The following is a 25,424-nucleotide window of genomic DNA, read 5'->3' on the forward strand; positions in this document are numbered from 1 at the left end:
GCCATGAGCGCACAGGCAAGCTCCCCAATCCGGCGCAGCGTGCGCACCGCATCCGGCACGATCAGCTACGTCGAGCAGGGCAGCGGCCCGGTGGCTCTGTTCGTGCACGGCGTCCTGCTCAACGGTCATCTGTGGCGGCATCAGCTCGCCGGGCTGTCCGACGTGCGCCGCTGCATCGCGCCCGACCTGCTCGCGCACGGCGACACCGAAACTCTGCCCGAGCAGGACGTGTCGGTCACCGCGAACGCGAACATGCTCGCGCAGTTTCTCGATGCGCTCGGCATCGCCCAGGTCGATCTCGTCGGCAACGACAGCGGCGGCGGCATCGCGCAAATTTTCGCCGCGCTGCATCCGCAGCGCGTGCGCAGCCTCACCTTGACCGACTGCGATACGCACGACAATTGGCCGCCCGAAGCGTTCAAGCCGTTTCTTGCCTTGGCTGCCGAAGGCGGACTGCGAGGCGTTCTCGAAGCGATGTTGGCCGACAAGAGCGTCTATCGTGCGGCGGAAGCACTCGGGCCAGCCTACGAACATCCCGGGCGGCTTAGTGACGCGGACATCGAGATTTATCTGCGGCCGTTTCTGCGCAGTCCGCAACGCCTGCGCAATTTCGAGCGTTTCCTCGCCGCGTTCGACAACAAGCACACGCGTGCGATCGAGGACCGGCTGCGCGCGCTGACCGCGCCGACGCTGATCGTCTGGGGCACGGACGACGTCTACTTCGACGTGCGTTGGTCGCACTGGCTCGCCGAAACGATTCCGGGAACGCGCAAGCGCGTGGAATTCGAAGGCGCACGCATTTTCTTCCCGGAGGAGCGCTGGCAGGACTTCAACCGCGAATTGCGCGCGCACTGGCAGGCGGCGTTGAAGGAGGCGGCATGAGGATTGGAACCATACGGAGCAAGCGTCGAGGGATTCATGCTGCCGTTGTCTTGTCAGTCGCCGTGGCAGCAATCGGACTAGCGGAGGCTCAGCCTTCGCCGGGAGGGCCGAGCGTGCAGGAGCCGTCCACGCTGAAGCGCTAGGATCGCGTGCTCACCTCGGTCGTGCCGGTCGAAGGTTCCGAGCGGCGCATCGATCTGGAGCGGCGGATCAATGGCGGACGGACTATCGGCGCACAGTTGACTCCTGCACAGCCCGAGCGCGGCGACCTGCTCGTCGTCGTCGGCGACAGCGTGATCGTCTCGCGCCGCATCGACCGCGGATTTCAGCGTTACTGGCTTACCGGTGAAGTGGATCGGGAAACCTACGGTTTGATCAAGGAAGACAACGGTTATCGCAAGATCACCGAGAGATAGCGCCGCGAGCCCGGAAGTATTCGGGTAAAATGCGCGCCGGAGTCGGCCGGACAGTCGCGCGACGCGCAAGCGTTTCGAGGAAAGTCCGGGCTCCACAGGGCAGGGTGCCAGGTAACACCTGGGCGGCGTGAGCCGACGACCAGTGCAACAGAGAATAGACCGCCGATGGCCCGCAAGGGATCAGGTAAGGGTGAAACGGTGCGGTAAGAGCGCACCGCGCGCGGGGTCAACGTCGCGTGGCACGGTAAACTCCACCCGGAGCAAGACCGAATAGGGGAGCATGGCGCGGCCCGCGTCGCTCCCGGGTAGGTTGCTTGAGCTCATCGGCGACGGTGAGCCTAGAGGAATGACTGTTCAAGACAAAACCCGGCTTACAGGCCGACTCCCTTAATCTGCAGTCATCGTGACTGGGCGAATCACGAAACGGCGAACCGCCGTCGTATTCGTCAATGGAACTTCGATATTCGTTTTCGAGTGCGAAGGCCGAAAAAAGCAGCCGCTTATGGCTGCTTTTTTTTGCCCGAGCGTCACGGCCTCGATCGTGCGAAAGCGAGATCTTCTCGCTTCCATCGGGAGAAGGTGCCTGTACGGGGCGTGCAAGGAAAACAATCGGTCCAAGATGGAAGACCGCTTGTGGGGCGACTGCCGTTGCCGAGTAGATGCGCCACCTTCCTCCGATAACAAAGGGCGGTAGCGTCCGAGGAAGCATCAGAACGGCCGCGGCGCGCGACCGGGAACTATTCTTCGCCGAGGCCATCCAATTCCAGCGGTCGATTCTTCCGCGGGTCGTTGTGCATGCGTGGAGCGCGTGCGGCGAATCGTCCGCTATTCGGGTTCAACGCACACCGCCGCTTTGTCCGTTCACTGGGGCTCGAACGAGGCCGGTCCGAGCGCAGGCGGCCAGAGGGCAGGATATGGAAAAGCAGCTTCGTTTCGCATCGCGCCGCTCGCGCGTTGCTCTCGGCCTCGGCGTTTGCGCGCTTGCGGCCGCAGTCGCGGCGCCGTTCATGTGGAAAGGCGTGCCGAAGACGGCGTTCGTCCTGCGCCGCAATCTTGAAACGGTGCTCGTCCAGCAGGGCGACCTGATCGTGCCGGTGCCCGCGTCGGGGATTTTCGTCGAGAAAGAAAAGAAGCTGCTCGCTTCGCCGGCGTCGGGCACGGTCGAGGACATCTTCGTCGCGCCCGGCACGATGGTGAAGAAGGGCGACGTCGTGTTCCGCCTGACCAACAGCCGCCTCGCGGAGCAAACGTCGGCCGCGCGCGTCGCGCTCGAGAAGGCCAGCCTCGATCTCAAGGAAGCCGTGCTCAGCGAGAAGATCGAAGCGATGGCGCAGTCGAGCAGGCAGAAAGAACTCGAACGCCAGCTCGCAATCGAATTGCGCGAGCGCGATGCATTGCGTCCACTGACCGAGCGCGGCATCGTTTCCAAGCTCGAAATGGCGCGCGCCGACGCCAAGGTCGCCGGCCTGCGTTCGCAGATCGACGAGCAGGCCGACCGCGTTGCGCTCGCCCACGACCTCGGCGCCTCGCGCGTCGCGATCAAGGAAGAGGCGTTGAAGCAGGCGAAGGACGGGCTCACGCTCGCGCAGCAGAAACTCGACGAACTCAAGATCCGCAGTTCGGTCGACGGTCCCGTGCAGGACGTGTTCGTCGAACTCGGTCAGTCGGTCGCGCCGGGCGAGAAGCTCGCTCTGGTGTCGAGCAGCGGCGATCTCATCGCGGCGCTGAAGATTCCGCAGGCAAAGGCGCCGTCGATCGCGCACGGCAATCCGGCGACACTCTACGTGCACGGCAAGACGGTGCATGGCACGGTCGTGCGCATCGATCCGAAGGTGCGCGACGATTCGGTCCAGGTCGACGTGGCCCCGGCCGAACCGCTGCCGTTCGGCGTGCGCGCGGCGGAATCGCTGACCGGCGAAATCGCCGGCGCGCCGACGAGCGAGGCGGTCTACGTCGAGCGTTCCGACGACATATCGCCGTTCAAGGAGCACGAACTCTACGTGCTCGACGGCAACGAACTGCACCGCCATCGTGTGCAGTTCGGCGCGATGTCCGGCAAATACGTCGAAATCCGTTCGGGCGCACGCCCGGGCGACCGCTTCGCCGTCGGCCTGGATCATGCGCTCTACAACAAGGCGACGGTGAGCGTCGCCGACTGAGCGCTGCGGCCGCCGCGCGGCGCGAGTTTGCCGGCGCGCCGTATATTTCTATCCTTTTCCATTTCTATATTCCGCGCAAACCGGCGCGGAAGGGGATTGTCCGCGCCTCTTTTCGGGCGCCGGACGCGGCAGGATATCGCGACGGCGTTCTCGCGAAAACTTGCGTGAATTCAATCACCTTTTGTCGCTTCCTCAGAAAACGCACGAATTAGACACAATTCCCTGCGCTTCTCCTTGATCTGCAAAGCAATTTTTCCTTGACAGCCCAATAGGCCATCGATATTGTGGCGGTCAGTGGGATTTCGTGGTTTTTTGTGGGATTTCGCGGATCATGTTTCAAGGCGAGACCGCCATCACGTTGGACGACAAAGGTCGATTGGCGCTACCTACCGCCTATCGCGACCTCGTCGCGTCTGCGTGCGCGAATCGCCTCGTCTTCACCTACAACCCGTTCGAGCACGGCTGCCTCTGGCTGTTTCCGCAAAGCGAGTGGGAAAAGGTGCGCGATCAGGTCAATGCGTTGTCGAGCGTCAAGCGCGTACATCGCGATCTGCAGTTGAAACTGGTCGGCGCCGCGGCGCAGGTCGAGCCGGACGGATCGGCGCGCGTGCTCGTTCCGGCCAGTCAGCGTACGGCGGCCGGGATCGAGAAGCGCGCGATCCTGCTCGGCATGAACACGAAGTTCGAGCTGTGGAGTGAGCAGGCGCATCTGAACAAGATTCGCCAGACGATCGGCGAGGGCGACCTCAGCGACGAAATGCTGGATTTGAAACTGTGAGTGTAACGACCGCATGCGCCCCGACGATGAAAGATAACGAAGGCGCAGCGGTGGAGTCGGCCCATCTGCCGGTGATGTTGAACGAAGCGGTGCAGGGATTGCGTGTGCGCGAAGACGGAACGTACCTCGATGGAACCTTCGGCCGCGGTGGGCACGCGCGCGCTGTGCTGGCGCAGCTCGGCCCCGCGGGCAAGCTGCTGTTGATGGATCGCGATCCGGCTGCGGTGGCGCATGCGCGTGGCGAATTCGGCGGTGACGCGCGCGTGGCGATCCGCCATGGCAACTTCGCCGATCTCGCCGGATGGGACGCGACCGCGCAGGGACTCGACGGTGTGCTGCTCGATCTCGGCGTGTCCTCGCCGCAGCTCGACGAGGCCGAACGCGGCTTCAGCTTCCGTGCCGATGCGCCGCTCGACATGCGCATGGACACGAGTTCGGGTATCAGCGCGGCCGACTTTCTCGCGACCGCGGACGAGAGGGAGATTGCAGACGTGTTGTGGCAGTACGGCGAAGAACGCATGAGTCGGCGCATCGCGCGCGCGATCGTCGCGCGCCGTGCGGACGCGCCGATTGCGCGCACGCTCGAACTCGCCGAACTGATCGAACGCACGATCGGCCGGCGCGAGGCCGGCAAGCATCCGGCCACGCGCAGTTTCCAGGCCTTGCGCATTCACGTGAACGGCGAACTCGACGCGGTCGATCGCGGCCTGCGCGGTGCGGTGGATCGCCTCAAGCCGGGCGGCCGCTTGGCAGTGATCAGTTTCCATTCGCTCGAAGACCGCGCAGTGAAGAATTTCCTGCGCGACGAATCGCAGCCGCCGCCGACCCGTCGCGGCCTGCCGCCGCCGCCCTCGACGATGCTGCGGCTGAAGACGATCGGCGGCGCGCAACTGCCGTCCGCGGAAGAAGTCGCGGCGAATCCGCGCGCACGCAGTGCGGTCCTGCGCGTGGCGGAGAAACTGCCATGAAGGGGTTCATGAGCGCCGTGCGCATGGTCGGCTACTTCATCATCCTCGTGCTGCTCGCCGGCGTGATCGGCTGCGCCTTCGGCGTCATCTACACGCGCCAGGAAAGCCGCCGCCTGTTCAGCGAGTACAACGAGCTGACCAAAGAACGCGACCGCCTCAATTACGAATTCGGCCGCCTCGAACTCGAGCGCGCGACGAAGGCGGAAATCAACGGAATCGAGAAGACCGCGCGGACCGACATCGGCATGGTGTCGCCGAGCGCGGCCAATACCGTGGTGATCAAACGATGACCAAGCGCGAACTGTTCCAATTCGATCTGCCGATGCTGCGCGCCCAACGCGAAGCGCAGCCGGCGGCCACCCCGAAGAGCGCGCCGGCACGCGGCGCCAAGCGCTGGTTCGACTTCGTCGGCGATACGCCGAAGGTCAAGCCGCGCCAGACCACGGTCAATCTCAAGCGCCGCCTCTATTCGGTGTTGATGATCCTTGCCCTCGCCGGCACTGCGCTGATCGTGCGCGCGGTCGACCTGCAATGGGTGAGCAAGGATTTCTATCTCGACCAGGGCGACCAGCGCTACGCGCGCGACATCAAGATCGACGCGCCGCGCGGCACGATCTTCGACCGCAACGGCAATCCGCTCGCCGTGTCGACGCCGGTCGCCTCGATCTGGGCCGATCCGTCGACACTCAAGGATCACATGGACCGGATCCCGGAGCTGGCCAAGGCGCTCAATCTCGACGCCAACGCGCTCGCGCAGAAGATCACGCAGAAGGCGGACAAGCAGTTCGTCTATCTCGTGCGTCATCTCAATCCCGACGCCGCCGAAGCGATCGTCAAGCTCGGCATCCCGGGCGTGGACAAGCAGGCCGAGTTCCGCCGCTTCTATCCGAACGGCGAAGTGACCGCGCATATCCTCGGCAAGACCAACGTCGACGACGTCGGTTCGGAAGGCCTCGAACTCGCGTTCAACGAATATCTGGCCGGCAAGCCTGGCAGTAAGAGCGTGATCCGCGACCTGCACAACCGCGCGGTCGAGAGTTACGACGTCGATCTCGACGTGGCGCCGAAGCCGGGCCGCGATCTGACCCTGTCGATCGACAAGAACATCCAGTACCTCGCCTATCGCGAGCTGATGCAGGCGATCAAGGACCATCATTCCGCCTACGGCTCGATCGTCGTGCTCGACGTGACCAACGGCGAGGTCGTCGCCATGGTCAACCAGCCTTCGTTCAACCCGAATTCGCAGAACGGCGGCAACATCCCGCCGGCCGATCTGCTGAGCCATATGCGCAACCGTGCGGTCACCGACGTGATCGAGCCCGGTTCGACGATGAAGGCGTTCACCGTCGCCGCGGCGTTCGAGAGCGGCAAGTGGAAGCCGGATTCCAAGGTGGATACGTCGCCCGGCACTTACCAGTTCTACGGCCACACGATCCACGACACGGCCAATCACGGCGTGCTCACTGTCGCCGGCGTGATCAAGGAATCGAGCAACATCGGCGCCGCGAAGATCGCCGAGACCTTGCCGCGCGAAATGATGTACGACGTGTTCCACCGTTTCGGCTTCGGCGAAACCACGGGCTCGGGCTTCACCGGCGAATCGCCGGGCAATCTACCGACGCCGAAGCGTTGGGGGCCGGTCGAGAAGGCGACGATCTCCTACGGTTACGGTCTCTCGGTGACTCCGCTGCAGCTCGCGCGCGGCTACGCCACGATCGCCAACGGCGGCATCCTGCATGAGCCCACCTTCGTCAAAGGCGGCGGCGACGCGGGCAAGCGCGTGATCGATCAAAAGATCGCCGACGAGATCATCCCGATGCTGCGTTCCGTGGTCGCCGAAGGCACCGGGCGCAAGGCGCAGGTGTCGAACTATTTCGCCGGCGGCAAGACCGGTACCTCGCGCATTGCTTCGCGCGGCGGCTACAACAGCATCTACAACTCGTTGTTCGTCGGCTTCGTGCCGGCGTCCAACCCGCGTCTGGTCTGCGCCATCGTGATCAGCGGATCGAGCGGCGCGACCCTGGCCTCGTACTCGGGCGGCATGGTCGCCGCGCCGTCGTTCGGCAAGGTCATGGAAGGCGCGCTGCGCACACTCGACATAGCGCCCGACGACGTCAAGAACTGGTACGCCGGCGGCCCCGGCCCGAATCCGCTCGTCGCGCCGAAAGACATCCTGCCGCCCGATCCGACGGTGCCGGCGGACATGGTGGAAGAGGTGGATCCGTGACCGGAAAGTCGGGAATCGGGATTGGCGATTCGGGAATCGGTGGGGCGCCGCAGAAGCGTCTTGCCGGCCTGCTCGCTGGACTTGCCGACGGCGCGGCGCTCGATGCTGCGCGGGATATCGTCGTGCGCGGCTTGACGCTCGACTCTCGCCGCGTGCGCGAGGGCGATGTTTTCTTCGCTCTGCAGGGCGGCGTGAAACACGGCATCGAATTCGCGCCGGTCGCGATCGAACGCGGCGCGGCCGCGGTCGTGGCGGAAATTCCGGCCGCTGAATCGCCAATCGCGAAGCACGAGTCGCGAATCCCGGAAATCTGGGTCGACGGTCTGCACGAGCAGGTCGGCGAAATCGCCGCGCGTTTCTTCGACCGTCCGTCCGCGTCGCTGCGCGTTATCGGCGTCACCGGCACCAACGGCAAGACCTCGATCGTGCAACTGCTTGCTGCCGCGCTGCAGGGCCTCGGCGCACGTGCGGCGACGATCGGTACGCTCGGCGCGGGCTTTCCGGGTGCGATCCGCGAAGGCGAACGCACCACGCCCGACGCGATCAGCGTGCAGGCGCTGCTTGCCGAATTCCGCGACGCCGGCGCCAGCCACGTCGCGATGGAAGTTTCTTCGCATGCGGTCGCACAGGGCCGGGTGAACGCGGTGACATTCGACGTCGCCGCGTTCACCAATCTGACTCGCGACCATCTCGATTACCACGGCACGATGGAAGCCTACGGCGCGGCGAAAGCCAGGCTGTTCGCATGGCCGGGCCTGCGCGCCGCGGTGATCAATATCGACGATGCATTCGGCCGTCGGCTCGTCGCCGACCTGCCGGCCGGCGTACAGGGCCTGCGCTACGCGGTCGACAACACCGGTGCGGACATCGTTGCGACGGACGTACGCACGAGCGGCGAAGGTCTGCACTTTTATCTGCGCACGCCCTGGGGCGAAGGCGAGATCGCGACGAGCCTGCTCGGCCGCTTCAATGTCGCGAATCTGCTTGCGGTCGCGGGCTGCCTCGGTGCGCTCGGACACAACTTTGCCGAGATCCGCGAAGCGCTGACGCATGCGCAGCCGGTGGTCGGGCGCATGAACCGTCTCGGCGGAGCGAATCAGCCTCTCGTCGTCGTCGACTATGCGCATACGCCGGACGCGCTCGAACAGGCACTGACCAATTTGCGTGCTCACTGCGCCGGCAATCTGATCTGTGTATTCGGTGCCGGCGGCGAGCGCGATCAGGGCAAGCGGCCGCAGATGGCCGCGATCGCCGAACGTCTTGCCGATCGCGTCATCGTCACCGACGACAATCCACGCAACGAAGACGGCGATGCGATCGTCGCTCAGATCGTTGCGGGCTTTTCCCATCGCGATGCAGTCATCGTGCAGCGCGACCGTGCCGCCGCGATCGCATTTGCGCTGCGCGAGGCGCGCGCCGGCGACGTCGTGCTGATCGCCGGCAAGGGTCACGAGCCGTACCAAGAGATCGGCGGGATCAAGCACCCCTTCGACGACCTCGCCGTCGCCCGCCGCACATTGAAGGCACGCGCATGATCCTGCGCCTCTCCGAAATCGCCCTGTGGACGCGCGGCGGCATGCAGGGCAAGGACCTGATGGTGCGCGGCGTCGCCACGGACACGCGCGAGGCCATGCCGGGCGCGCTGTTCGTCGCGCTCAAGGGCGAGAATTTCGACGGCCACGATTTCATCGGCAAGGCCAAGGAGGCCGGCGCCATCGCCGCGCTCGTGGAGCGTCCGCTTGCGAGCGACCTGCCGCAGGTGATCGTCGCCGATACCTTGCTTGCACTCGGCGATCTTGCCAGCCATGCGCGCGCGCAGCATCGTGCGCGCGTCGTCGGCATCACCGGCTCCAACGGCAAGACGACGGTGAAGAGCCTCGTCGCCGCGATCCTCTCGCTGCACGGCAAAACCCACGTCAACGCGGGCAACTACAACAACGAAATCGGTCTGCCGTTGTCGCTGCTCGCGATGCCCGAGGATACGCAGTACGCCGTCTTCGAAATGGGTGCGGGCAAGCCGGGCGACATCGACTATCTCGCGTCCATCGCGCGTCCCGAAATCGGCCTCGTCAACAACATCGGTCCCGCGCATCTTGAGCGTATGGGCTCGCTCGAAGGCATCGCCGAAACCAAGGGTGCGCTTTATGCGGCGCTACCTGCGCACGGCGTCGCCGTGATCAACGCCGACGAAGCGTTCGCGAATTTGTTCACCAGTCTCAACCGCGCCGAGCGCGTGATCCGTTTCGGCCTCGACAAGCCCGCCGACGTCAGCGCGGAAATCCGCAAGCTCGGCGCCGAATCGCGCTTCGCTCTACGCACGCCGAACGGCAGCGTCGAGATCGCGCTGCCGCTCGCCGGCCGGCACAACGTCGCCAATGCGCTGGCCGCGGCGGCAATTGCGCTGGCTCTCGACGTGCCACTGGCGACGATCGAGCGCGGCCTCGAGAGTGCGCCGGCGGTTAAGGGTCGTCTCGTGCGCCACGCCATGCCCGGCGGCTGGACTCTGATCGACGACAGCTATAACGCGAATCCCGCTTCGACTGCGGCCGCGATCGCCACGCTCGTCGAGGCGCCGGAGGAAGCCTGGCTCGTGCTCGGCGATATGCGCGAACTCGGTCCGCAGGCGCGCGAACTGCACGCGCAGACCGGCGCGCTGGCGAAGAAAAGCGGCATCGCATGGTTGTACACGGTCGGCGAACTGTCGCGCGCCGCCGCCGCGGCGTTCGGCGAAGGCGCGCAGCATTTCGCCGACCAGGAATCGCTGACGCGCGCACTCGCCGCGGATGTACGCGCGGGGGTGAACGTGCTGGTCAAGGGATCGCGCGGCTCGGCGATGGACAAAGTCGTCAAGGCTCTGCTCGACGACAAGGGCGGCAACGGGGGGACGCGTCATGCTGCTTGAACTCGCCGATCTTCTGCGCGGCAATCTCAACGCGCTGCATCTGTTCCAGTACCTGACCTTCCGCGCGATCATGGCGACGCTGACCGCGCTCGCGTTTTCGCTGCTGGCCGGTCCGGCGGTGATCCGCAAACTCGCCGAAATCAAGGCGGGGCAGGTCGTGCGCAGCGACGGTCCGCAGACGCATCTGGCCAAGGCCGGCACGCCGACCATGGGCGGCGCACTGATCCTGCTCGCGGTCGCACTGTCGACCGTGCTGTGGATGGACCTGAGCAACCGCTATGTCTGGATCGTACTCGCCGTGACCCTGGCGTTCGGTGCGATCGGTTTCTACGACGACTACAAGAAGATCGTGCTGAAGAACAGCGCCGGCCTCGCCGCGCGCTGGAAGTATTTCTGGCAGTCGGTGTTCGCCCTGCTCGTCGCGATCGCGCTGTACCAGACTGCGCAGACGCCGGCTGAGACCTCGCTCTACGTGCCGCTATTCAAGCAGGTTGTGATTCCGCTCGGCGTGTTCTTCGTCGCGATCGCCTACTTCATGATCGCCGGCTTCTCCAATGCGGTGAACCTGACCGATGGCCTCGACGGCCTTGCGATCATGCCGAGCGTGCTCGTCGTCACCGCGCTCGGCGCGTTCGCCTATCTGGCCGGCAACAAGCTGTTCTCCGAGTACCTCGGCATTCCGTCGATTCCGGGTGCGGGCGAACTGGTGATTTTCTGTGGTGCGCTGGCCGGCGCGGGTCTCGGCTTCCTCTGGTTCAACGCCTATCCGGCGCAGGTGTTCATGGGCGACGTCGGCGCGCTCGCGATCGGCGCCGCGCTCGGCACGCTCGCCGTGATCGTGCGCCAGGAGATCGTGCTGCTCGTCATGGGCGGTGTGTTCGTCATGGAAACCGCTTCGGTGATGCTCCAGGTCGCGAGCTTCAAGCTGACCGGCAAGCGCATCTTCCGCATGGCGCCGATCCATCATCATTTCGAGCTCAAGGGCTGGCCCGAGTCGCGCGTGATCGTCCGCTTCTGGATCATCAGCGTCGTGCTTGTGCTGATCGGCTTGGCGACATTGAAGGTACGCTGATCATGTCCCAAGCCAAACGCATCGACGAAACCCAGGGCAAATACGACGTTGGCCTGATCGTGCTCGCGGGCGCGCTAGCCGCGTTCGGCCTGACCATGGTCGCTTCGAGTTCGATCGCGATCAGTCCAGGCGGACCGTTCTATTTCGCGATCCGGCACATGCTTTTCCTCGCGCTCGGCATCGCCGTCGCGATCGTCGTCATGCGTACCGAACTGGAGTGGTTCGAGCGCAACGCGTTCCTGCTGCTGCTCTTCGCCGTGTTCCTGCTGCTGCTCGTGTTCGTGCCGGGGCTCGGTGTACGCATCAACGGTGCGCGCCGCTGGATCCGACTCGGCATTTCGAACTTCCAGTCGGTCGAAGCGGTGAAGCTGTTCTTCATCATTTACCTGTCGAGCTATCTGGTACGTCACCAAGAGGCCGTGCAGACCAAACTGTTCGGCGTGATCAAACCACTAGGCGTCGCCGGCGTGCTCGTGGTGCTGCTGCTGGCGCAACCGGACTTCGGCTCGTCGGCGCTGATCATTGCGGTCACGGTGGGCATGATCTGGCTCGGCGGCGCGCGCATGCGCAATCTCGTCTATCTGTCGATTCCGCTGCTGCCGGTGATCGCCTGGGCGGCGATGACCTCGGACTACCGGGTCAAGCGCCTGACTTCGTTTCTCAATCCCTGGGCCGATCCGTTCAAAGACGGATTCCAGTTGACCCAGGCGCTGATCGCGATCGGGCGCGGCGAATGGCTCGGCGTCGGCCTCGGCGGTTCGGTGCAGAAGCTCTACTACCTGCCCGAGGCACACACCGACTTTATCCTCGCGGTGATCGGCGAAGAGTTCGGCTTCGTCGGCATTCTGCTCGTGCTGACCACGTTCGCGCTGCTCGTCGGCCGCGGCCTCATGCTCGGCATGAAGGCGATCGAACTGCGCCAGCGGTTTGCCGGCTATTGCGCGTTCGGCATCTCGCTCTGCATCGGTTTGCAGGCGCTCGTGTCGATCGGCGTGAACATGGGCGTGCTGCCGACCAAGGGTCTCACCTTGCCGCTGATTTCTTCGGGCGGTTCGAGCGTGATGATGACCTGCGTCATGGTCGGCTTCCTCCTGCGCGTCAGTTACGAGGTCAGCCGCGCCGAGCGTGTTCGCGAAGCGAACCTGATCGAGCCGCGCGACCTGATCGGAGCCACGGCATGACTACGGCGAACGCGCCCGTGCTGATCATGGCCGGCGGCACCGGCGGGCACATCTTTCCCGGCATCGCCGTGGCGAAGGAACTGATGATGCGCACCGTGCCGGTGCTCTGGCTCGGCAGCGAAGGCGGCCTCGAAACGAAGCTCGTGGCGCAGGCCGGCATCGGGTTGAAGACGGTCGCGATCTCGGGCGTGCGCGGCAAGGGCTTCGGCGCGCTGCTCGCGGCGCCGTTCAAGATACTGAGCGCCGTCGTCGCGGCGTGGAAGCTGCTCGGCGAGCTGCGCCCGCGCAGCGTGCTGTCGATGGGCGGTTACGTGGCCGGACCCGGCGGCATCGCTGCATGGCTGCGCGGCGTGCCTCTCGTCGTGCATGAGCAAAACAGTATCGCCGGGGTGACCAATCGTGTGCTCGCCCTGTTCGCCAAGCGCCGTCTGTGCGGATTCGACGGCGCGCTCAAGCAGAGCGAATGGGTCGGCAATCCGGTGCGCGCCGATATCGCCGCGCTGCCCGCACCGGCGCAACGTTTCGCCGGCCGCCAAGCACCGGCACGTTTGCTCGTGCTCGGCGGCAGCCAGGGCGCGCAGGCTCTCAATGCGCGCGTGCCGCAGGCGCTGGCAATGATGGCAGCGGACAGCCGCCCGCAGGTGCGCCATCAGTGTGGTGCCAAACTTGCCGACGCGGCGCGCGCCGCCTACACGCAGGCCGGGGTCGAAGCGAGCGTCGAACCGTTTATCGACGACATGGCCGCGGCCTACGCCTGGGCCGACCTCGTCGTCTGCCGTTCCGGCGCGCTGACCGTGGCGGAACTCGCGGCCGTCGGCGTCGGCAGCGTGCTCGTGCCGTTTCCGTACGCGGTCGACGACCATCAGACGCACAATGCTCGCAACATGGTCGCGGCCGGCGCGGCGGTGCTGCTGCCGGAATCCGAGGCGAGCGCCGAGCGTATTCGCGCCGAACTCGATCGGCTGCTGGCCGATCGCGCGCGCCTCTCCGACATGGCGCAGTCCGCGCGCACGCTGGCCAAGCCGCAAGCGACGGCGCGGATCGCCGATCTCTGTCTGCAGGTGGCCGCATGACGCCGCAGATCGTCCACGCCACGTCCGACTGGATTCGCGACAGCTCGCGGCGGGTGCATTTCGTCGGTATCGGTGGCGCCGGCATGAGCGGTATCGCCGAGGTGCTGCACAACCTCGGCTACAAAGTCACGGGCTCGGACAAGGCGGATTCGGCGGTGACGCGCCATCTGTCCGCGCTCGGCATCAAGATTCACAAGACGCACAAGGCGGCCAACGTCGACAAGGTCGATGCGGTCGTCGTGTCCAGCGCGATCAAGGCCGACAATCCCGAGGTGGTCGCCGCGCGCGAACGCCGCGTGCCCGTGATGCCGCGCGCCGAGATGCTCGGCGAGTTGATGCGCTTCCGCCGCGGCATCGCCGTGGCCGGCACTCACGGCAAGACGACGACGACGAGTCTTGTCGCCAGCGTGCTCGCGGAAGGCGGCCTCGATCCGACCTTCGTCATCGGCGGGCAACTGCTCGCCGCGGCCACACACGCGCGGCTCGGCACGGGCGACTATCTCGTCGCCGAGGCGGACGAGAGCGACGGTTCGTTCCTGATGCTCAACCCGGTGATCGCGATCGTCACCAATATCGACGCGGATCATCTGGAAAATTACGGCGGCGATTTCGCCCAGGTGCGCAAGGCGTTCGACGACTTCCTTCATCGTTTGCCGTTCTACGGCGTCGCCGTGCTCTGCATCGACGATGCCGAAGTGGCCGAACTCGCCGCGACAACGACGCGGCGCATGCTCACCTACGGCACGCACAAATCGGCCGACGTGCGCGCCAGCCGGATCGTCCAGGACGGTCCGCGCATGCGCTTCGATCTGCATCTGCCCGAGCAGAAGAAGCCGGTCGGGGTCACGCTCAACCTGCCCGGCCTGCACAACGTCAGCAACGCGCTTGCGGCGGCGGCGGTCGGCTGGCAGCTCGGCGTCGATGCCAAGTCGATCGCGACGGCGCTCGAGAATTTCCAAGGCGTCGGCCGGCGTTTCCAGATGCGCGGCGAGATCGCGCTCGGCAGCGGCAAGAATTCCGGCAAGGCGCTGCTCGTCGACGATTACGGCCATCATCCGCGCGAACTCGCCGCGGTGTTCGCCGCGGCGCGCGGCGGCTGGCCCGAGCGCCGCCTCGTCGTCGCGTTCCAGCCGCATCGCTACACGCGCACGCGCGACCTGCTCGACGACTTCGCCAATGTACTCAGCGAGGCCGACGTGCTCGTGCTGACCGAGGTGTATCCGGCCGGTGAAGCGCCGATCGCGAGTGCCGACGGTCGCGCACTCGCGCGTGCAGTGCGTGCGAGAAACAAGGCCGTCCCCGTATTCGTCGAGCATCCGCGCGAACTTAAAACCGTGTTGCCGAGCCTGCTGCGCGACGGCGATCTCGTCCTCGTCATGGGTGCCGGCGACATCGGCGCCGCGGTGGCCGAGCTCGCGGCGCCGGCCGCGGCGAAAAGACCGAAAAGTGGGAAAGCAAAATAATGCGTATTAAAGATGCCAAACAATTCGGTCGGGTCGCCGTCGTCATGGGCGGCGTCAGTGCCGAGCGCGAAGTCTCGCTGAACTCGGGACGCAACGTGCTCGACGCGCTCAAGGCGCGCGGCGTCGATGCGCATGCGATCGATGGCATTCCGGCCCTGCTCGACGCGCTGCGTGCGGGGCATTTCGCGCGCGTGTTCAACATTCTGCATGGCGGCGACGGCGAGGACGGCGTGCTCCAGGGCGCGCTGAAATCGCTGCGCGTGCCGGTGACCGGGTCGGGCGTGCTCGGCTCGGCGCTGACTCTCGACAAGATCCGCACCAAGCAGGTCTGGCAGGCGGTCGGCTTGCCGACGCCGCGCTACGTGCGCTTCGCCAAAGGCGGCGACATCGACGCGGCGATCGCACAGCTCGGCCTGCCCGTCGTGGTCAAGCCGTCGCACGAAGGTTCGAGTGTCGGCATCACGCGCGTGCGCAAGCAGGCCGATCTGGCCGCCGCAATCGAACTCGCCGCGCGCTACGACGGCGAACTCGTCGTCGAGGAACTGATCGACGGGGACGAACTCACGGTCGCTGTGCTGCAAGGCGAGGCTTTGCCATCGATCCGCATCGTGCCGAAGGGCGAGTTCTACGACTATCACGCCAAGTACGTGGCCGAAGACACGCAGTACATCTGTCCTGGCCTCGATGGCGCCGACGAGGCCGAAATCCGCGACCTCGCCCTGCGTGCCTTCAACGCCGCCGGCTGCTCGGGCTGGGGCCGCGTCGACGTCATGCGCGACCGCGCCGGCAAGCTCTATCTGCTCGAAGTGAACACCTCGCCGGGCATGACCAGCCATTCGCTCGTGCCGAAGGCGGCGCGCGCGGTCGGCGTTGATTTCGAGGAGCTGTGCTGGCGCATTCTCGAAACGAGTTTCGAGAATCAGGGATTGGGAATGGGAGATTCGGGATTGGAGAAAGCCCGCTCTGCCGAATCCCCAATCTCGAATCCCGAATCCCGCGCTGCGCAGGGGCGCACGCCGTGAACCGCACCGTGCTCAAGCTCTTCGCCTGGGCGATTGCGCTGAGCCTCATCGGCTTGCCGATCGTCGGCGTGCTCAACGGCTGGTTCGCGCAGGATCGCTGGCCGATCCGCAACCTGCAGGTGGAGGCCGAGTTCAATCACGTCGGCGCCGAACAGATTCGCGCGGCGACGAAGAACTATCTCGGCACCGGCTTCTTCGCGATCAAGCTCGAAGACGTGCGCACGGCGGTGGCCTCGCTGCCGTGGGTCGAGCGCGTCGAAGTGCGCAAGCGCTGGCCCGACACGATCGAAATGCGCGTGCTCGAACAGCAGCCGTTCGCGCGCTGGGGCGACAAGCGCCTGGTCGGCCGCAGCGGGCAGTTGTTCGATGCGCCCGGCACCGAGTCGATCCAGGGTCTGCCGCAGCTTTCCGGTCCCGATGCCGCGCTCGCCGACGTGATCGATTTTTATCAGAAGACGCTGAACACGTTCAGCGGCAGCGGCCTCGCGCTGGCCGGCGTCAGCCTGTCGACGCGCGGGAGCTGGACGATCAGCCTCGTAGACGGTTCGGAAATTCTGCTCGGCCAGCGCGACATCGACGAGCACCTGAAGCGTTTCCTCGACGTGTTTCCGCGTCTCGCCGCCGGCCGCGGCACGAATTCGTTCGCGCGCGCCGACCTGCGCTACGCCAACGGCTTTGCCATCCGCTGGCTAGCCGCCGCACCGACGCCCGCGCCGGGCGCCGCGTCACCCACCGACAAACCCGCCCCGGGCAAGCCGCCGGCGACGCAGCAGAGATCGACATGAAGCACAAAGCGGAAAAATCCCTGATCGTCGGACTCGACGTCGGCACTTCGAAGGTCGTGGCGATCGTCGGCGAGTACGCGCCGGGCGAGCCGGTCGAAGTGATCGGCATCGGCTCGCACACTTCGCACGGGCTGAAGCGCGGCGTGGTTGTCGACATCGAATCTACCGTACAGTCGATCCAGCGCGCGGTCGAGGAGGCCGAGCTGATGGCCGGCTGCGAAATCCGTTCGGTCTACGCGGGCATTTCCGGCAGTCACATCCTCGGCCGCAACTCGCACGGCACAGCACCGATCCGCGAGCGCGAAGTGACCCAGGGCGATATCGACCATGTGCTCGACGCGGCCTGCGCCGTGGCGATCCCGGCCGACCAGCGCGTTCTTTATAAGGAGCCGCAGGAATTCGTGATCGACGGTCAGGAGGACATCCGTCACCCGATCGGCATGAGCGGCGTGCGCCTCGAAGCGAACGTGCACATCGTCACCGGCGCGGTCAGCGCGGCGCAGAACATCACCAAGTGCGTCAACCGCTGCGGCCTGCAGGTCGACGATCTGATCCCGGGTGCGATCGCCTCGTCGAAGGCGATTCTCGTGCAGGACGAGCGCGAGCTCGGCGTCTGCCTGGTCGACATCGGTGCGGGCACGACCGACATCTCGATCTTCACCCAGGGCGCGATCCGCCACACCGCGAGCCTGCCTATCGGCGGCGACCAGGTGACCAATGACATCGCCCAGGGTTTCCGCACGCCGACCGCGCACGCCGAAGAAATCAAGGTCAAGTACGCCTGTGCGCTCGCCCAGCTCGCGCATGCCGAGGAAACGATCCAGGTGCCCTCGGTCGGCGACCGGCCGCCGCGCCGGCTCGCCCGGCAGACGCTCGCCGAGTGGGTGCAGCCGCGCTACGAAGAATTGTTCGGCATGGTTCAGGCCGAGTTGCGCCGTTCGGGCTACGAGTCGCTCGTTGCCGCCGGCATCGTGCTGACCGGCGGCGGCGCCAAGATGGAAGGCGTGATCGAACTCGCCGAGGAAGTGTTCCATCTGCCCGTGCGCGTGGGCTTGCCGCAGCACGTGACCGGCTTGGCCGACGTAGTCAGCAATCCGATCCACGCGACCGGCGTCGGCCTGCTGCTCTACGGCAGTCGGCAGGACGGCGCGGCGCGTACGTCGGGGAGTTCCGTGGTCGGCAACGTCGGCAATTTCTGGGGCCGCATGAAGCAGTGGGTCAAAGGAGAGTTTTAGCGTGCCTTCTTCCGTCGGGAGAAGGTGGCGCGCAGCGCCGGATGAGGGAAAGGCATTGCGGTGATTGAAGGTCGCGATAGTCGAAAGGTCTTTCCCTCATCCGCCCTTCGGGCACCTTCTCCCGAGGGGAGAAGGGAGAAGCAAAAAGCGGTGCGCATGGAAACGCGCCGCGGATCCGAAACGGATCCAACCGTTGCGCCGGACATGTGCCTGTCCGCTGCAAAGCCGGAGTGCCGCAGGAAGCGGTTCCGGTGATCGATAACTACATCAAGCGACAAAACAACTAGCGGAGGTAAGGGAAATGTTTGAACTCGTGGAAAAACTCGCACCGAATGCGGTCATCAAAGTCATCGGCGTGGGCGGCGGCGGCGGCAACGCGGTCGCGCACATGGTGCAATCCAATATCGAAGGCGTGGACTTCGTCTGCGCGAATACCGATGCCCAGGCGCTGAAGAACTCGGGCGCGAAGATCACGCTGCAGCTCGGCGGCAACGTGACCAAGGGCCTCGGCGCGGGCGCGAATCCGGAAGTCGGCCGCCAGGCCGCGCTCGAAGATCGCGAACGCATCGTCGAAATTCTCCAGGGCGCCGATATGGTGTTCATCACCGGCGGCATGGGCGGCGGCACGGGCACCGGCGCAGCGCCAGTCGTGGCGCAGCTCGCCAAGGAACTCGGCATCCTCACGGTCGCGGTCGTGACCAAGCCGTTCCCGTTCGAGGGCCGTCGCCGCATGCAGGTGGCGATGAAGGGCATCGAGGACCTGTCGCAGTACGTCGACTCACTGATCACCGTGCCGAACGAGAAGCTGCTTTCCGTGCTCGGCCACGAAGTGACCCTGCTGTCGGCATTCAAGTCGGCCAACGACGTGTTGCTCGGCGCGGTGCAGGGCATCGCCGATCTGATCACCCGTCCGGGCCTGATCAACGTCGACTTCGCCGACGTGCGCACGGTCATGTCCGAAATGGGCATGGCAATGATGGGCACGGGCATCGCGCGCGGCGACGATCGCGCGGTCGCGGCGGCCGAAGCGGCGATCAACAATCCGCTGCTTGAAGACGTCAACCTGTCCGGCGCCTGCGGCATCCTGGTCAACGTCACCGCGGGCATGAACCTCACCATGCGCGAGTTCGACGAGATCGGCCAAGTCGTCCATCAGTTCGCTTCGGAAGATGCGACCGTGGTCATTGGCACCGCGCTCGACCAGGAGTTGCAGGACAACGTGCGCGTCACCGTCGTTGCCACGGGTCTCAATCGCAACGCCGCGCGTCAGCACGTGCGCCGCGAGGAGCCGGTCGTGGTCCAGCGCCCGACCTTGGTCAAACGCACGGGCACGGACAACTGGCCGGTGCACGACGACTACATCCAGCCGGTGCGCAGTGCGCCCGCGCGGGCGGTGGCCGCGGCAGCGGAAGCGGCTCCGGTCGCCGACGCGCAGGTCGATTATCTGGACATCCCGGCCTTCCTGCGTCGTCAGGCGGACTGAGGAAACTTCGGCAGCCGGCTGCGGCGAGTCTTCTCTCGCCGCGCGCGGTTTGCCTTCAAACCGTACCCGCGATGCACTGCCTTGCATCGCGCAGGTGCGGCGACCTCCGCAGATCGTGCATTTCGTTACGCGACGGCACAGTCGCGTAACGAATCCTTAACGTTCTACGATTCACCTCGTTGAATCCGGCGTCTGCTGGTATTATCCCTAAATTGATTTCGCCGTGTGGTATTTTTACAACACGCGTCGGCTTTTTACATCGTTTTACTTTCCGCGGCAGTATCCGTGTGTTAGGATTCGTGCCGTTTTTGTCCGCTCCTGCCCCAGGGGTAATAAGAAAAATGATCAAACAACGTACGCTCAAAAATGTCATCCGGGCGACGGGTGTTGGTCTCCACACGGGCGAAAAGGTTTATATGACGCTGCGTCCTGCGGCCGTCGACACCGGCATCGTATTTCGCCGCGTGGACCTTGCGCATCCGGTGGAGATTCCCTCCCGCAGCGAAAACATCGGAGACACGCGACTCTCTTCCACGCTCGTCAAAGACGGCGTCCGCATCGCCACCGTAGAACACCTCCTTTCCGCTTTCGCCGGTCTCGGCATCGACAATGCCTATGTCGATCTGTCCGCGCCCGAAGTGCCGATCATGGACGGCAGCGCGGGCCCGTTCGTCTTCCTGCTGCAGTCGGCCGGAATCGAGGAACAGTCGGCGGCCAAGCGCTTCATCCGCATCAAGAAACCGGTCGTCGTCCGCGAAGGCGACAAGTGGGCCCGCTTCGAGCCGTTCGACGGCTTCAAGGTCGGCTTCTCGATCGATTTCGATCATCCGATTTTCACGCGCCGCACTTCCAAGGCCGAGATCGACTTTTCGACGACCTCGTTCGTGAAGGAAGTCAGCCGCGCGCGCACGTTCGGCTTCATGCGCGACATCGAAATGCTGCGCGAGAAGAATCTCGCCCTCGGCGGTTCGATGGACAATGCGATCGTGCTCGACGACTACCGCGTCCTCAACGAGGACGGCCTGCGTTACGAGGACGAATTCGTCAAGCACAAGATCCTCGATGCGATCGGCGATCTATATCTGCTCGGCCATAGCCTTATCGGCGCGTTCTACGGCCACAAGTCGGGTCACGAGCTCAATAACAAACTGCTGCGTTCGCTGATGGCCGACGCCAAGGCCTGGGAAGAAGTCAGTTTCCCGGATCAGTCCAAGGCACCGATCTCGTACGCACACCCGGCACAGGCAGTCTGATTCACCCAAGCAGTCGCTGTTCGCAGCGACTGCTTTTTGTTTTGCGGGACGAATTATTCGGCAAGGGATGCCAGTTTGAGGTAAGCCGCCCGGAGTTCCGGGTCGGATAGGGACCGAGCCACCGTCCGCAGATGTTCGGCGCTGGCTTTGGAAAGAGGCTTGGGTTTTGCCGGTTCCCGGGGAACGGGAGGCAGAGCCGCCACTTTCACCGCGAATTTCTCGATGGGTAGGCCCGAGGTGGTTCGGGCATGGGCAAGAATTGCGTTCTGATGAAGACGCAACTTCGCCGCCCAGGTCGAGGAAGTCGCCAGAAAGACGATCCGCCCGGATTGCACGGTCGCCAGACGGCATTGGCGGCGCAGCGCATCCGGCAGCGGTTGGCGCAGTTGACGATCGAGCGCATCCAAGGCGCGCGCCCGCGCAAGCAGGGCCGCGACGGGAGGCGATTCGCCGACAGGCAGGGCAGTAAGCCCTGACTTCAAGGCAGGCGCGATGGCTCCTGCCTGGTTGGATGGCGCGACAGGCGAGATCCTGTTGCGGCCCGGTGATCGATCGGATGGCTGCATGGCGTAAACGAAGTACGGTCGGCGCAAGCCGGGCCTTGCTTCCCAAGAATTCATTGCGGAACGATGAACATCATAATCGTCGCAAGCTCCAACGCAACGCCGACCACGCTCGATCTGAAGTGCTGGCGGGTGCGCAGAAGAATCGCCGGTGTCGTGTCGGCCGTTGCGCTGTTCTGCATCGGTGTCGGTGCGGTCGGTGCGAGCGTTTTCTCCAACAGTCGCGACGGCGCGCTGCGTGATGTCGCTTCGATGCGCGACACGATCGGCAAGCAGCAGGACGAGCTTGCGCGCCTGGAGACCTCCTCGCGCCGCGATATGGACGCACTCGCGCTGCAGCTCGGCTCGCTACAGGCGCAGGCCACGCGCCTCAACGCGCTCGGCGAACGCCTCACCGAAGTCGGCAAGCTCGGCGACGGCGAGTTCGATTTCACCAAAGCGCCTGCGCTCGGTGGCGCGGAAGATCCGGCAGCTGCCTCGCATACGCTCGACTTCGATCTGGCCGGTAACATCAACCTCCTGCGCGATCAGTTCACACAGCAGGAAACCCAGCTCACCGTGCTCGAAAATCTGCTGCTCGACCGCAAGTCGCGCAATGCGCTCGTGCCGAGCGGTTATCCGGTGTCGACGAGTTACATCGGTTCGCCGTTCGGCTCGCGCGTCGATCCGATCAACGGGCAGATCGAGACGCATCTGGGCCTCGATTTCGATGCCGAGATGGGCAGCGACATCAAGGCGGTCGCCTCCGGCGTGGTCGCTTTCGTGGGCGACAAGCCCGGCTACGGTCACATCGTCGAGATCGATCACGGCAATGGCTACCTGACCCGCTACGCACACAACTCGGCGAACCTCGTTCAGCCCGGCGAGCGGGTGAAGTTTGGTCAGGTTATCGCGAAGGTTGGTTCGACCGGCCGCTCGACCGGTCCGCATTGCCATTTCGAGGTCTGGCTAAACGGCAAAGTGGTCAATCCCTACGCGTACGTGAAGGGCAAGATCAAGCCGGTGTAGCCGTCCCGCTTCCTTGGGCGGTCCGGGCGGCTTGAAACAGCGCGCTCGGGGCCCAATTCCCCTATAATGCGCGCCAGGCCGCCGTAGTTTAAGGCGGCCTTTGTTTTCCAGGGTTGCCTTTGCGCTCGACGAAGAGCGCGGAAGCCAAAGCGGCCGTTTCCGGCTGCACTTCTCGACAAATCCTCAAGACTTCCAACCTCAAGCATCGAACATGTTCAATCGCATCCTCACCGGCATTTTCGGCAGCCGCAACGAACGTCTGATCAAGCAGATGTCGAAGTCGGTCGCCAAGATCAACGCGCTCGAGCCGTCCTTGCAGGCGCTGTCCGACGAGGATCTGCGCGCCCGCACCGATGCGCTGAAGGCGCGAATCGCCGCCGGCGAGACGGTGAACGACATCCTGCCCGATGCCTTCGCCACCGTGCGCGAAGCGTCGCGCCGCGTGCTCGGCATGCGCCACTACGACGTGCAGCTGATCGGCGGCATGGTGCTCAACTCGGGTCGCATCGCCGAAATGCGCACGGGCGAAGGCAAGACTCTCGTCGCGACCCTGCCGGTGTACCTCAATGCGCTCGAAGGCAAGGGCGTCCACGTCGTCACCGTCAACGACTACCTGGCGCGACGCGACGCGGCGTGGATGGGCAAGGTGTATACCTTCCTCGGCCTCACCGTCGGTGTCGTCTATCCGGGCATGGACCATGCCGACAAGCACGCCGCTTATGCGGCCGACATCACCTACGGCACGAATAACGAATACGGCTTCGACTATCTGCGCGACAACATGGCGCTGTCGAAAGAGCAGCGCTATCAGCGTGGCCTGCATTACGCGATCGTCGACGAAGTCGACTCGATCCTGATCGACGAAGCGCGCACTCCGCTCATCATCTCCGGCCCTTCGGACGACTCGCCGCAGCTCTATGCGCGCATCAACCGCATCGTGCCGAAGCTGGTGCGCCAGGAGGCGGAAGACGGCTCCGGCGACTACTGGGTCGACGAGAAACAGAAGCAGGTGCACCTGTCCGAAGAGGGCATGGGTCACGCCGAAGAAGTACTGCGTGCGGACGGCATCATCGGCACCGACGAGTCGCTTTACGACTCCAAGCATCTCGCCGTCGTCCACCATCTGAACGCTGCGCTGCGCGCGAACACCCTGTATCGCCGCGATCAGGAATACATCGTGCGCGACGGCGAGGTCATCATCGTCGACGAATTCACCGGCCGCACGCTCGCCGGCCGGCGCTGGTCCGACGGTCTGCACCAGGCGGTCGAAGCGAAGGAAGGCGTGCCGATTCAGCGCGAAAACCAGACGCTGGCCTCGATCACGTTCCAGAACTACTTCCGCATGTACAAGAAGCTGTCCGGCATGACCGGTACGGCCGATACGGAAGCCTACGAGTTCCAGCAGATTTACGGCCTTGAAGTCGTGGTTATCCCGACGCACAAGGCGATGGTGCGCAAGGACAACCAGGACATCGTCTTCCTCAAGCAGCCGTACAAGTTCGAGGCGGTGATCGAGGACATCAAGGATTGCTACACGCGCGGCCAGCCCGTGTTGGTTGGCACGACATCGATCGAGACGTCCGAGCTGTTGTCGAACCTGCTCAACAAGCAGAAGCCGCCGATTCCGCACGAAGTGCTCAATGCCAAACAGCATGAGCGCGAAGCGCAGATCGTTGCGCAGGCCGGTCGCCCCGCCGCGGTGACGATCGCAACGAACATGGCCGGCCGCGGTACCGACATCGTGCTCGGCGGTTCGCTCGAATCCGAGCTGCACGCGTTGCCCGAGGAAACGACCGACGCCGATCGCGAAGCACTGCGTGCCGACTGGAAACAGCGCCACGAACAGGTGCTCAATGCGGGCGGTCTGCACATCATCGGCACCGAGCGCCACGAATCGCGCCGCATCGACAACCAGTTGCGCGGCCGTTCGGGTCGCCAGGGCGATCCAGGTTCGAGCCGTTTCTATCTTTCGCTCGAAGATTCGCTCATGCGCATCTTCGCACCCGACTGGGTGACGCGCTGGATGCAGCTGTTCGGCATGAAGGAGCATGAGGCGCTCGAGGACAAAATGATCACGCGCGTGATCGAGAAGTCACAGCGCAAGGTCGAAGCGCACAACTTCGACATCCGCAAGAATCTGCTCGAATTCGACGACACCTCGAACGATCAGCGCAAGGTCGTCTATCAGCAGCGTAATGAGCTGCTCGATGCGAACGACGTCAGCGAGAACATCGTCAATATCCGCTATGACGTGATAAGCGATCTCGTGCGTCGCCACGTACCGGCCGACAGCGTCGACGAACAGTGGGATCTCGCCGGCCTCGACGGCGCGCTGCAATCGGAGTTCGGCATCCAGCTCGACGTGAAGCATTGGGCCGAGAGTCAGCACGATCTCAGTTCGGACGGTATTCGCGATCACGTGATTGACGAAGTCGACCGCTACTTCCGCGAGAAGGAAGCGCAGTACGGTTCCGAGATCATGCGCGCGGCCGAGAAATTCTTCCTGCTCCAGGTGCTCGACCAGCATTGGAAGGAACATCTCGCGAGCATGGACTACCTGCGCCAGGGCATCTACCTGCGCGGTTACGCGCAGAAGCAGCCGAAGCAGGAGTACAAGAGCGAAGGCTTCGCCCTGTTCCAATCCATGCTCGAACGCGTCAAGGTCGAGGTGATCCAGCGGATGTCGATGCTGCGCATCCGCAACGAGGAAGAAGTCGCCGCACTCGAAGAGCAGCAGCGCCGCGAACAGGAACGGCAGGCGCTGGAATTCCAGCATGCCGAAGCGGCATCGCTGGCTGCGCCGGACGCTGCTGTGCAGGCGGACGACGGTGCATCGGCAGCGCAGCAGGGCCAGATCGTGCGCGATGCGCCGAAGGTCGGCCGCAACGATCCTTGCCCTTGCGGATCGGGCAAGAAATACAAGCAGTGCCACGGCAAGCTAGCGTAAACATCGC

21 protein-coding genes and 1 other RNA gene are annotated in these 25,424 nt (G+C 64.6%); 21 read left to right on the forward strand and 1 reads right to left on the reverse strand.

Features of this window, described 5'->3' with window-relative positions:
• The first annotated feature begins 3 nt into the window (after positions 1 to 3).
• From FFS30_RS13890 to lpxC, 19 genes are all read left to right on the forward strand, one after another.
• Positions 4 to 882 (forward strand): alpha/beta hydrolase, encoded by an 879-nt coding sequence (locus FFS30_RS13890; RefSeq protein WP_137913774.1) that lies wholly within the window; start codon positions 4 to 6, stop codon positions 880 to 882.
• Between the two features lie 149 nt (positions 883 to 1,031).
• Positions 1,032 to 1,298 (forward strand): hypothetical protein, encoded by a 267-nt coding sequence (locus FFS30_RS13895; protein WP_137913775.1) that lies wholly within the window; start codon positions 1,032 to 1,034, stop codon positions 1,296 to 1,298.
• Between the two features lie 38 nt (positions 1,299 to 1,336).
• An RNA gene (gene rnpB, locus FFS30_RS13900) (RNase P RNA component class A) lies at positions 1,337 to 1,688 on the forward strand.
• Between the two features lie 524 nt (positions 1,689 to 2,212).
• On the forward strand, positions 2,213 to 3,457 hold the full coding sequence (locus FFS30_RS13905) for an HlyD family efflux transporter periplasmic adaptor subunit (RefSeq protein ID WP_171014614.1): 1,245 nt from the start codon (positions 2,213 to 2,215) through the stop codon (positions 3,455 to 3,457).
• A 331-nt stretch (positions 3,458 to 3,788) separates the two neighbouring features.
• Complete coding sequence (gene mraZ / locus FFS30_RS13910) at positions 3,789 to 4,235, forward strand: division/cell wall cluster transcriptional repressor MraZ (protein WP_137913777.1); 447 nt, start codon at positions 3,789 to 3,791, stop codon at positions 4,233 to 4,235.
• A gap of 26 nt (positions 4,236 to 4,261) precedes the next feature.
• Positions 4,262 to 5,203 carry a 16S rRNA (cytosine(1402)-N(4))-methyltransferase RsmH gene (gene rsmH / locus FFS30_RS13915; RefSeq protein ID WP_137913778.1) on the forward strand — a complete coding sequence of 314 codons (942 nt, stop codon included), beginning with the start codon at positions 4,262 to 4,264 and terminating at the stop codon, positions 5,201 to 5,203.
• The gene (ftsL, locus tag FFS30_RS13920; RefSeq protein WP_249352455.1) at positions 5,200 to 5,493 is read left to right on the forward strand and encodes a cell division protein FtsL; all 294 of its coding nucleotides are present in this window, start codon (positions 5,200 to 5,202) and stop codon (positions 5,491 to 5,493) included. The genes rsmH and ftsL overlap by 4 nt, the downstream gene beginning before the upstream one ends.
• Positions 5,490 to 7,430, forward strand: a complete 1,941-nt coding sequence (locus tag FFS30_RS13925) for a penicillin-binding protein 2 (RefSeq protein ID WP_137913779.1) — start codon at positions 5,490 to 5,492, stop codon at positions 7,428 to 7,430. The genes ftsL and FFS30_RS13925 overlap by 4 nt, the downstream gene beginning before the upstream one ends.
• A gap of 68 nt (positions 7,431 to 7,498) precedes the next feature.
• Positions 7,499 to 8,965 (forward strand): UDP-N-acetylmuramoyl-L-alanyl-D-glutamate--2,6-diaminopimelate ligase, encoded by a 1,467-nt coding sequence (locus FFS30_RS13930; RefSeq protein ID WP_137914051.1) that lies wholly within the window; start codon positions 7,499 to 7,501, stop codon positions 8,963 to 8,965.
• On the forward strand, positions 8,965 to 10,332 hold the full coding sequence (gene murF, locus FFS30_RS13935; protein WP_137914052.1) for a UDP-N-acetylmuramoyl-tripeptide--D-alanyl-D-alanine ligase: 1,368 nt from the start codon (positions 8,965 to 8,967) through the stop codon (positions 10,330 to 10,332). The genes FFS30_RS13930 and murF overlap by 1 nt, the downstream gene beginning before the upstream one ends.
• The gene (mraY, locus tag FFS30_RS13940; RefSeq protein WP_137913780.1) at positions 10,322 to 11,404 is read left to right on the forward strand and encodes a phospho-N-acetylmuramoyl-pentapeptide-transferase; all 1,083 of its coding nucleotides are present in this window, start codon (positions 10,322 to 10,324) and stop codon (positions 11,402 to 11,404) included. Before murF ends, mraY begins: the two co-directional genes overlap by 11 nt.
• Before the next feature lie 2 nt (positions 11,405 to 11,406).
• Entirely contained in the window at positions 11,407 to 12,585 is a 1,179-nt protein-coding gene (gene ftsW / locus FFS30_RS23865) for a putative lipid II flippase FtsW (protein WP_171014615.1), read from the forward strand.
• Positions 12,582 to 13,658, forward strand: coding sequence for an undecaprenyldiphospho-muramoylpentapeptide beta-N-acetylglucosaminyltransferase (gene murG / locus FFS30_RS13945; RefSeq protein ID WP_171014616.1), 1,077 nt, complete (start codon positions 12,582 to 12,584; stop codon positions 13,656 to 13,658). Before ftsW ends, murG begins: the two co-directional genes overlap by 4 nt.
• Positions 13,655 to 15,121: a UDP-N-acetylmuramate--L-alanine ligase gene (gene murC / locus FFS30_RS13950; RefSeq protein ID WP_137913782.1), complete on the forward strand. Its 1,467-nt coding sequence runs from the start codon at positions 13,655 to 13,657 to the stop codon at positions 15,119 to 15,121. Before murG ends, murC begins: the two co-directional genes overlap by 4 nt.
• Positions 15,121 to 16,143: a D-alanine--D-alanine ligase gene (locus FFS30_RS13955; RefSeq protein ID WP_137913783.1), complete on the forward strand. Its 1,023-nt coding sequence runs from the start codon at positions 15,121 to 15,123 to the stop codon at positions 16,141 to 16,143. The genes murC and FFS30_RS13955 overlap by 1 nt, the downstream gene beginning before the upstream one ends.
• A complete protein-coding gene (locus tag FFS30_RS13960; protein WP_137913784.1) occupies positions 16,140 to 16,928 on the forward strand; it encodes a cell division protein FtsQ/DivIB in 789 nt (262 codons plus the stop codon). The genes FFS30_RS13955 and FFS30_RS13960 overlap by 4 nt, the downstream gene beginning before the upstream one ends.
• Positions 16,925 to 18,163, forward strand: a complete 1,239-nt coding sequence (gene ftsA, locus FFS30_RS13965; protein ID WP_137913785.1) for a cell division protein FtsA — start codon at positions 16,925 to 16,927, stop codon at positions 18,161 to 18,163. Before FFS30_RS13960 ends, ftsA begins: the two co-directional genes overlap by 4 nt.
• A gap of 301 nt (positions 18,164 to 18,464) precedes the next feature.
• Entirely contained in the window at positions 18,465 to 19,646 is a 1,182-nt protein-coding gene (gene ftsZ / locus FFS30_RS13970) for a cell division protein FtsZ (protein ID WP_137913786.1), read from the forward strand.
• A 341-nt stretch (positions 19,647 to 19,987) separates the two neighbouring features.
• Positions 19,988 to 20,899 (forward strand): UDP-3-O-acyl-N-acetylglucosamine deacetylase, encoded by a 912-nt coding sequence (gene lpxC / locus FFS30_RS13975; protein ID WP_137913787.1) that lies wholly within the window; start codon positions 19,988 to 19,990, stop codon positions 20,897 to 20,899.
• A gap of 53 nt (positions 20,900 to 20,952) precedes the next feature.
• Here lpxC and FFS30_RS13980 read toward each other — a convergent pair whose 3' ends face one another.
• Positions 20,953 to 21,465: a DciA family protein gene (locus tag FFS30_RS13980; RefSeq protein ID WP_137913788.1), complete on the reverse strand. Its 513-nt coding sequence runs from the start codon at positions 21,463 to 21,465 to the stop codon at positions 20,953 to 20,955.
• Positions 21,466 to 21,528: 63 nt separating this feature from the next.
• Between FFS30_RS13980 and FFS30_RS13985 the strand changes: the two genes are divergently transcribed.
• Complete coding sequence (locus FFS30_RS13985; RefSeq protein ID WP_137913789.1) at positions 21,529 to 22,470, forward strand: M23 family metallopeptidase; 942 nt, start codon at positions 21,529 to 21,531, stop codon at positions 22,468 to 22,470.
• A gap of 211 nt (positions 22,471 to 22,681) precedes the next feature.
• Entirely contained in the window at positions 22,682 to 25,417 is a 2,736-nt protein-coding gene (gene secA / locus FFS30_RS13990) for a preprotein translocase subunit SecA (protein WP_137913790.1), read from the forward strand.
• Positions 25,418 to 25,424 lie beyond the last annotated feature (7 nt).

This window comes from Rudaea sp. 3F27F6 (assembly GCF_005503555.1).
Lineage (GTDB): Bacteria > Pseudomonadota > Gammaproteobacteria > Xanthomonadales > Rhodanobacteraceae > Rudaea.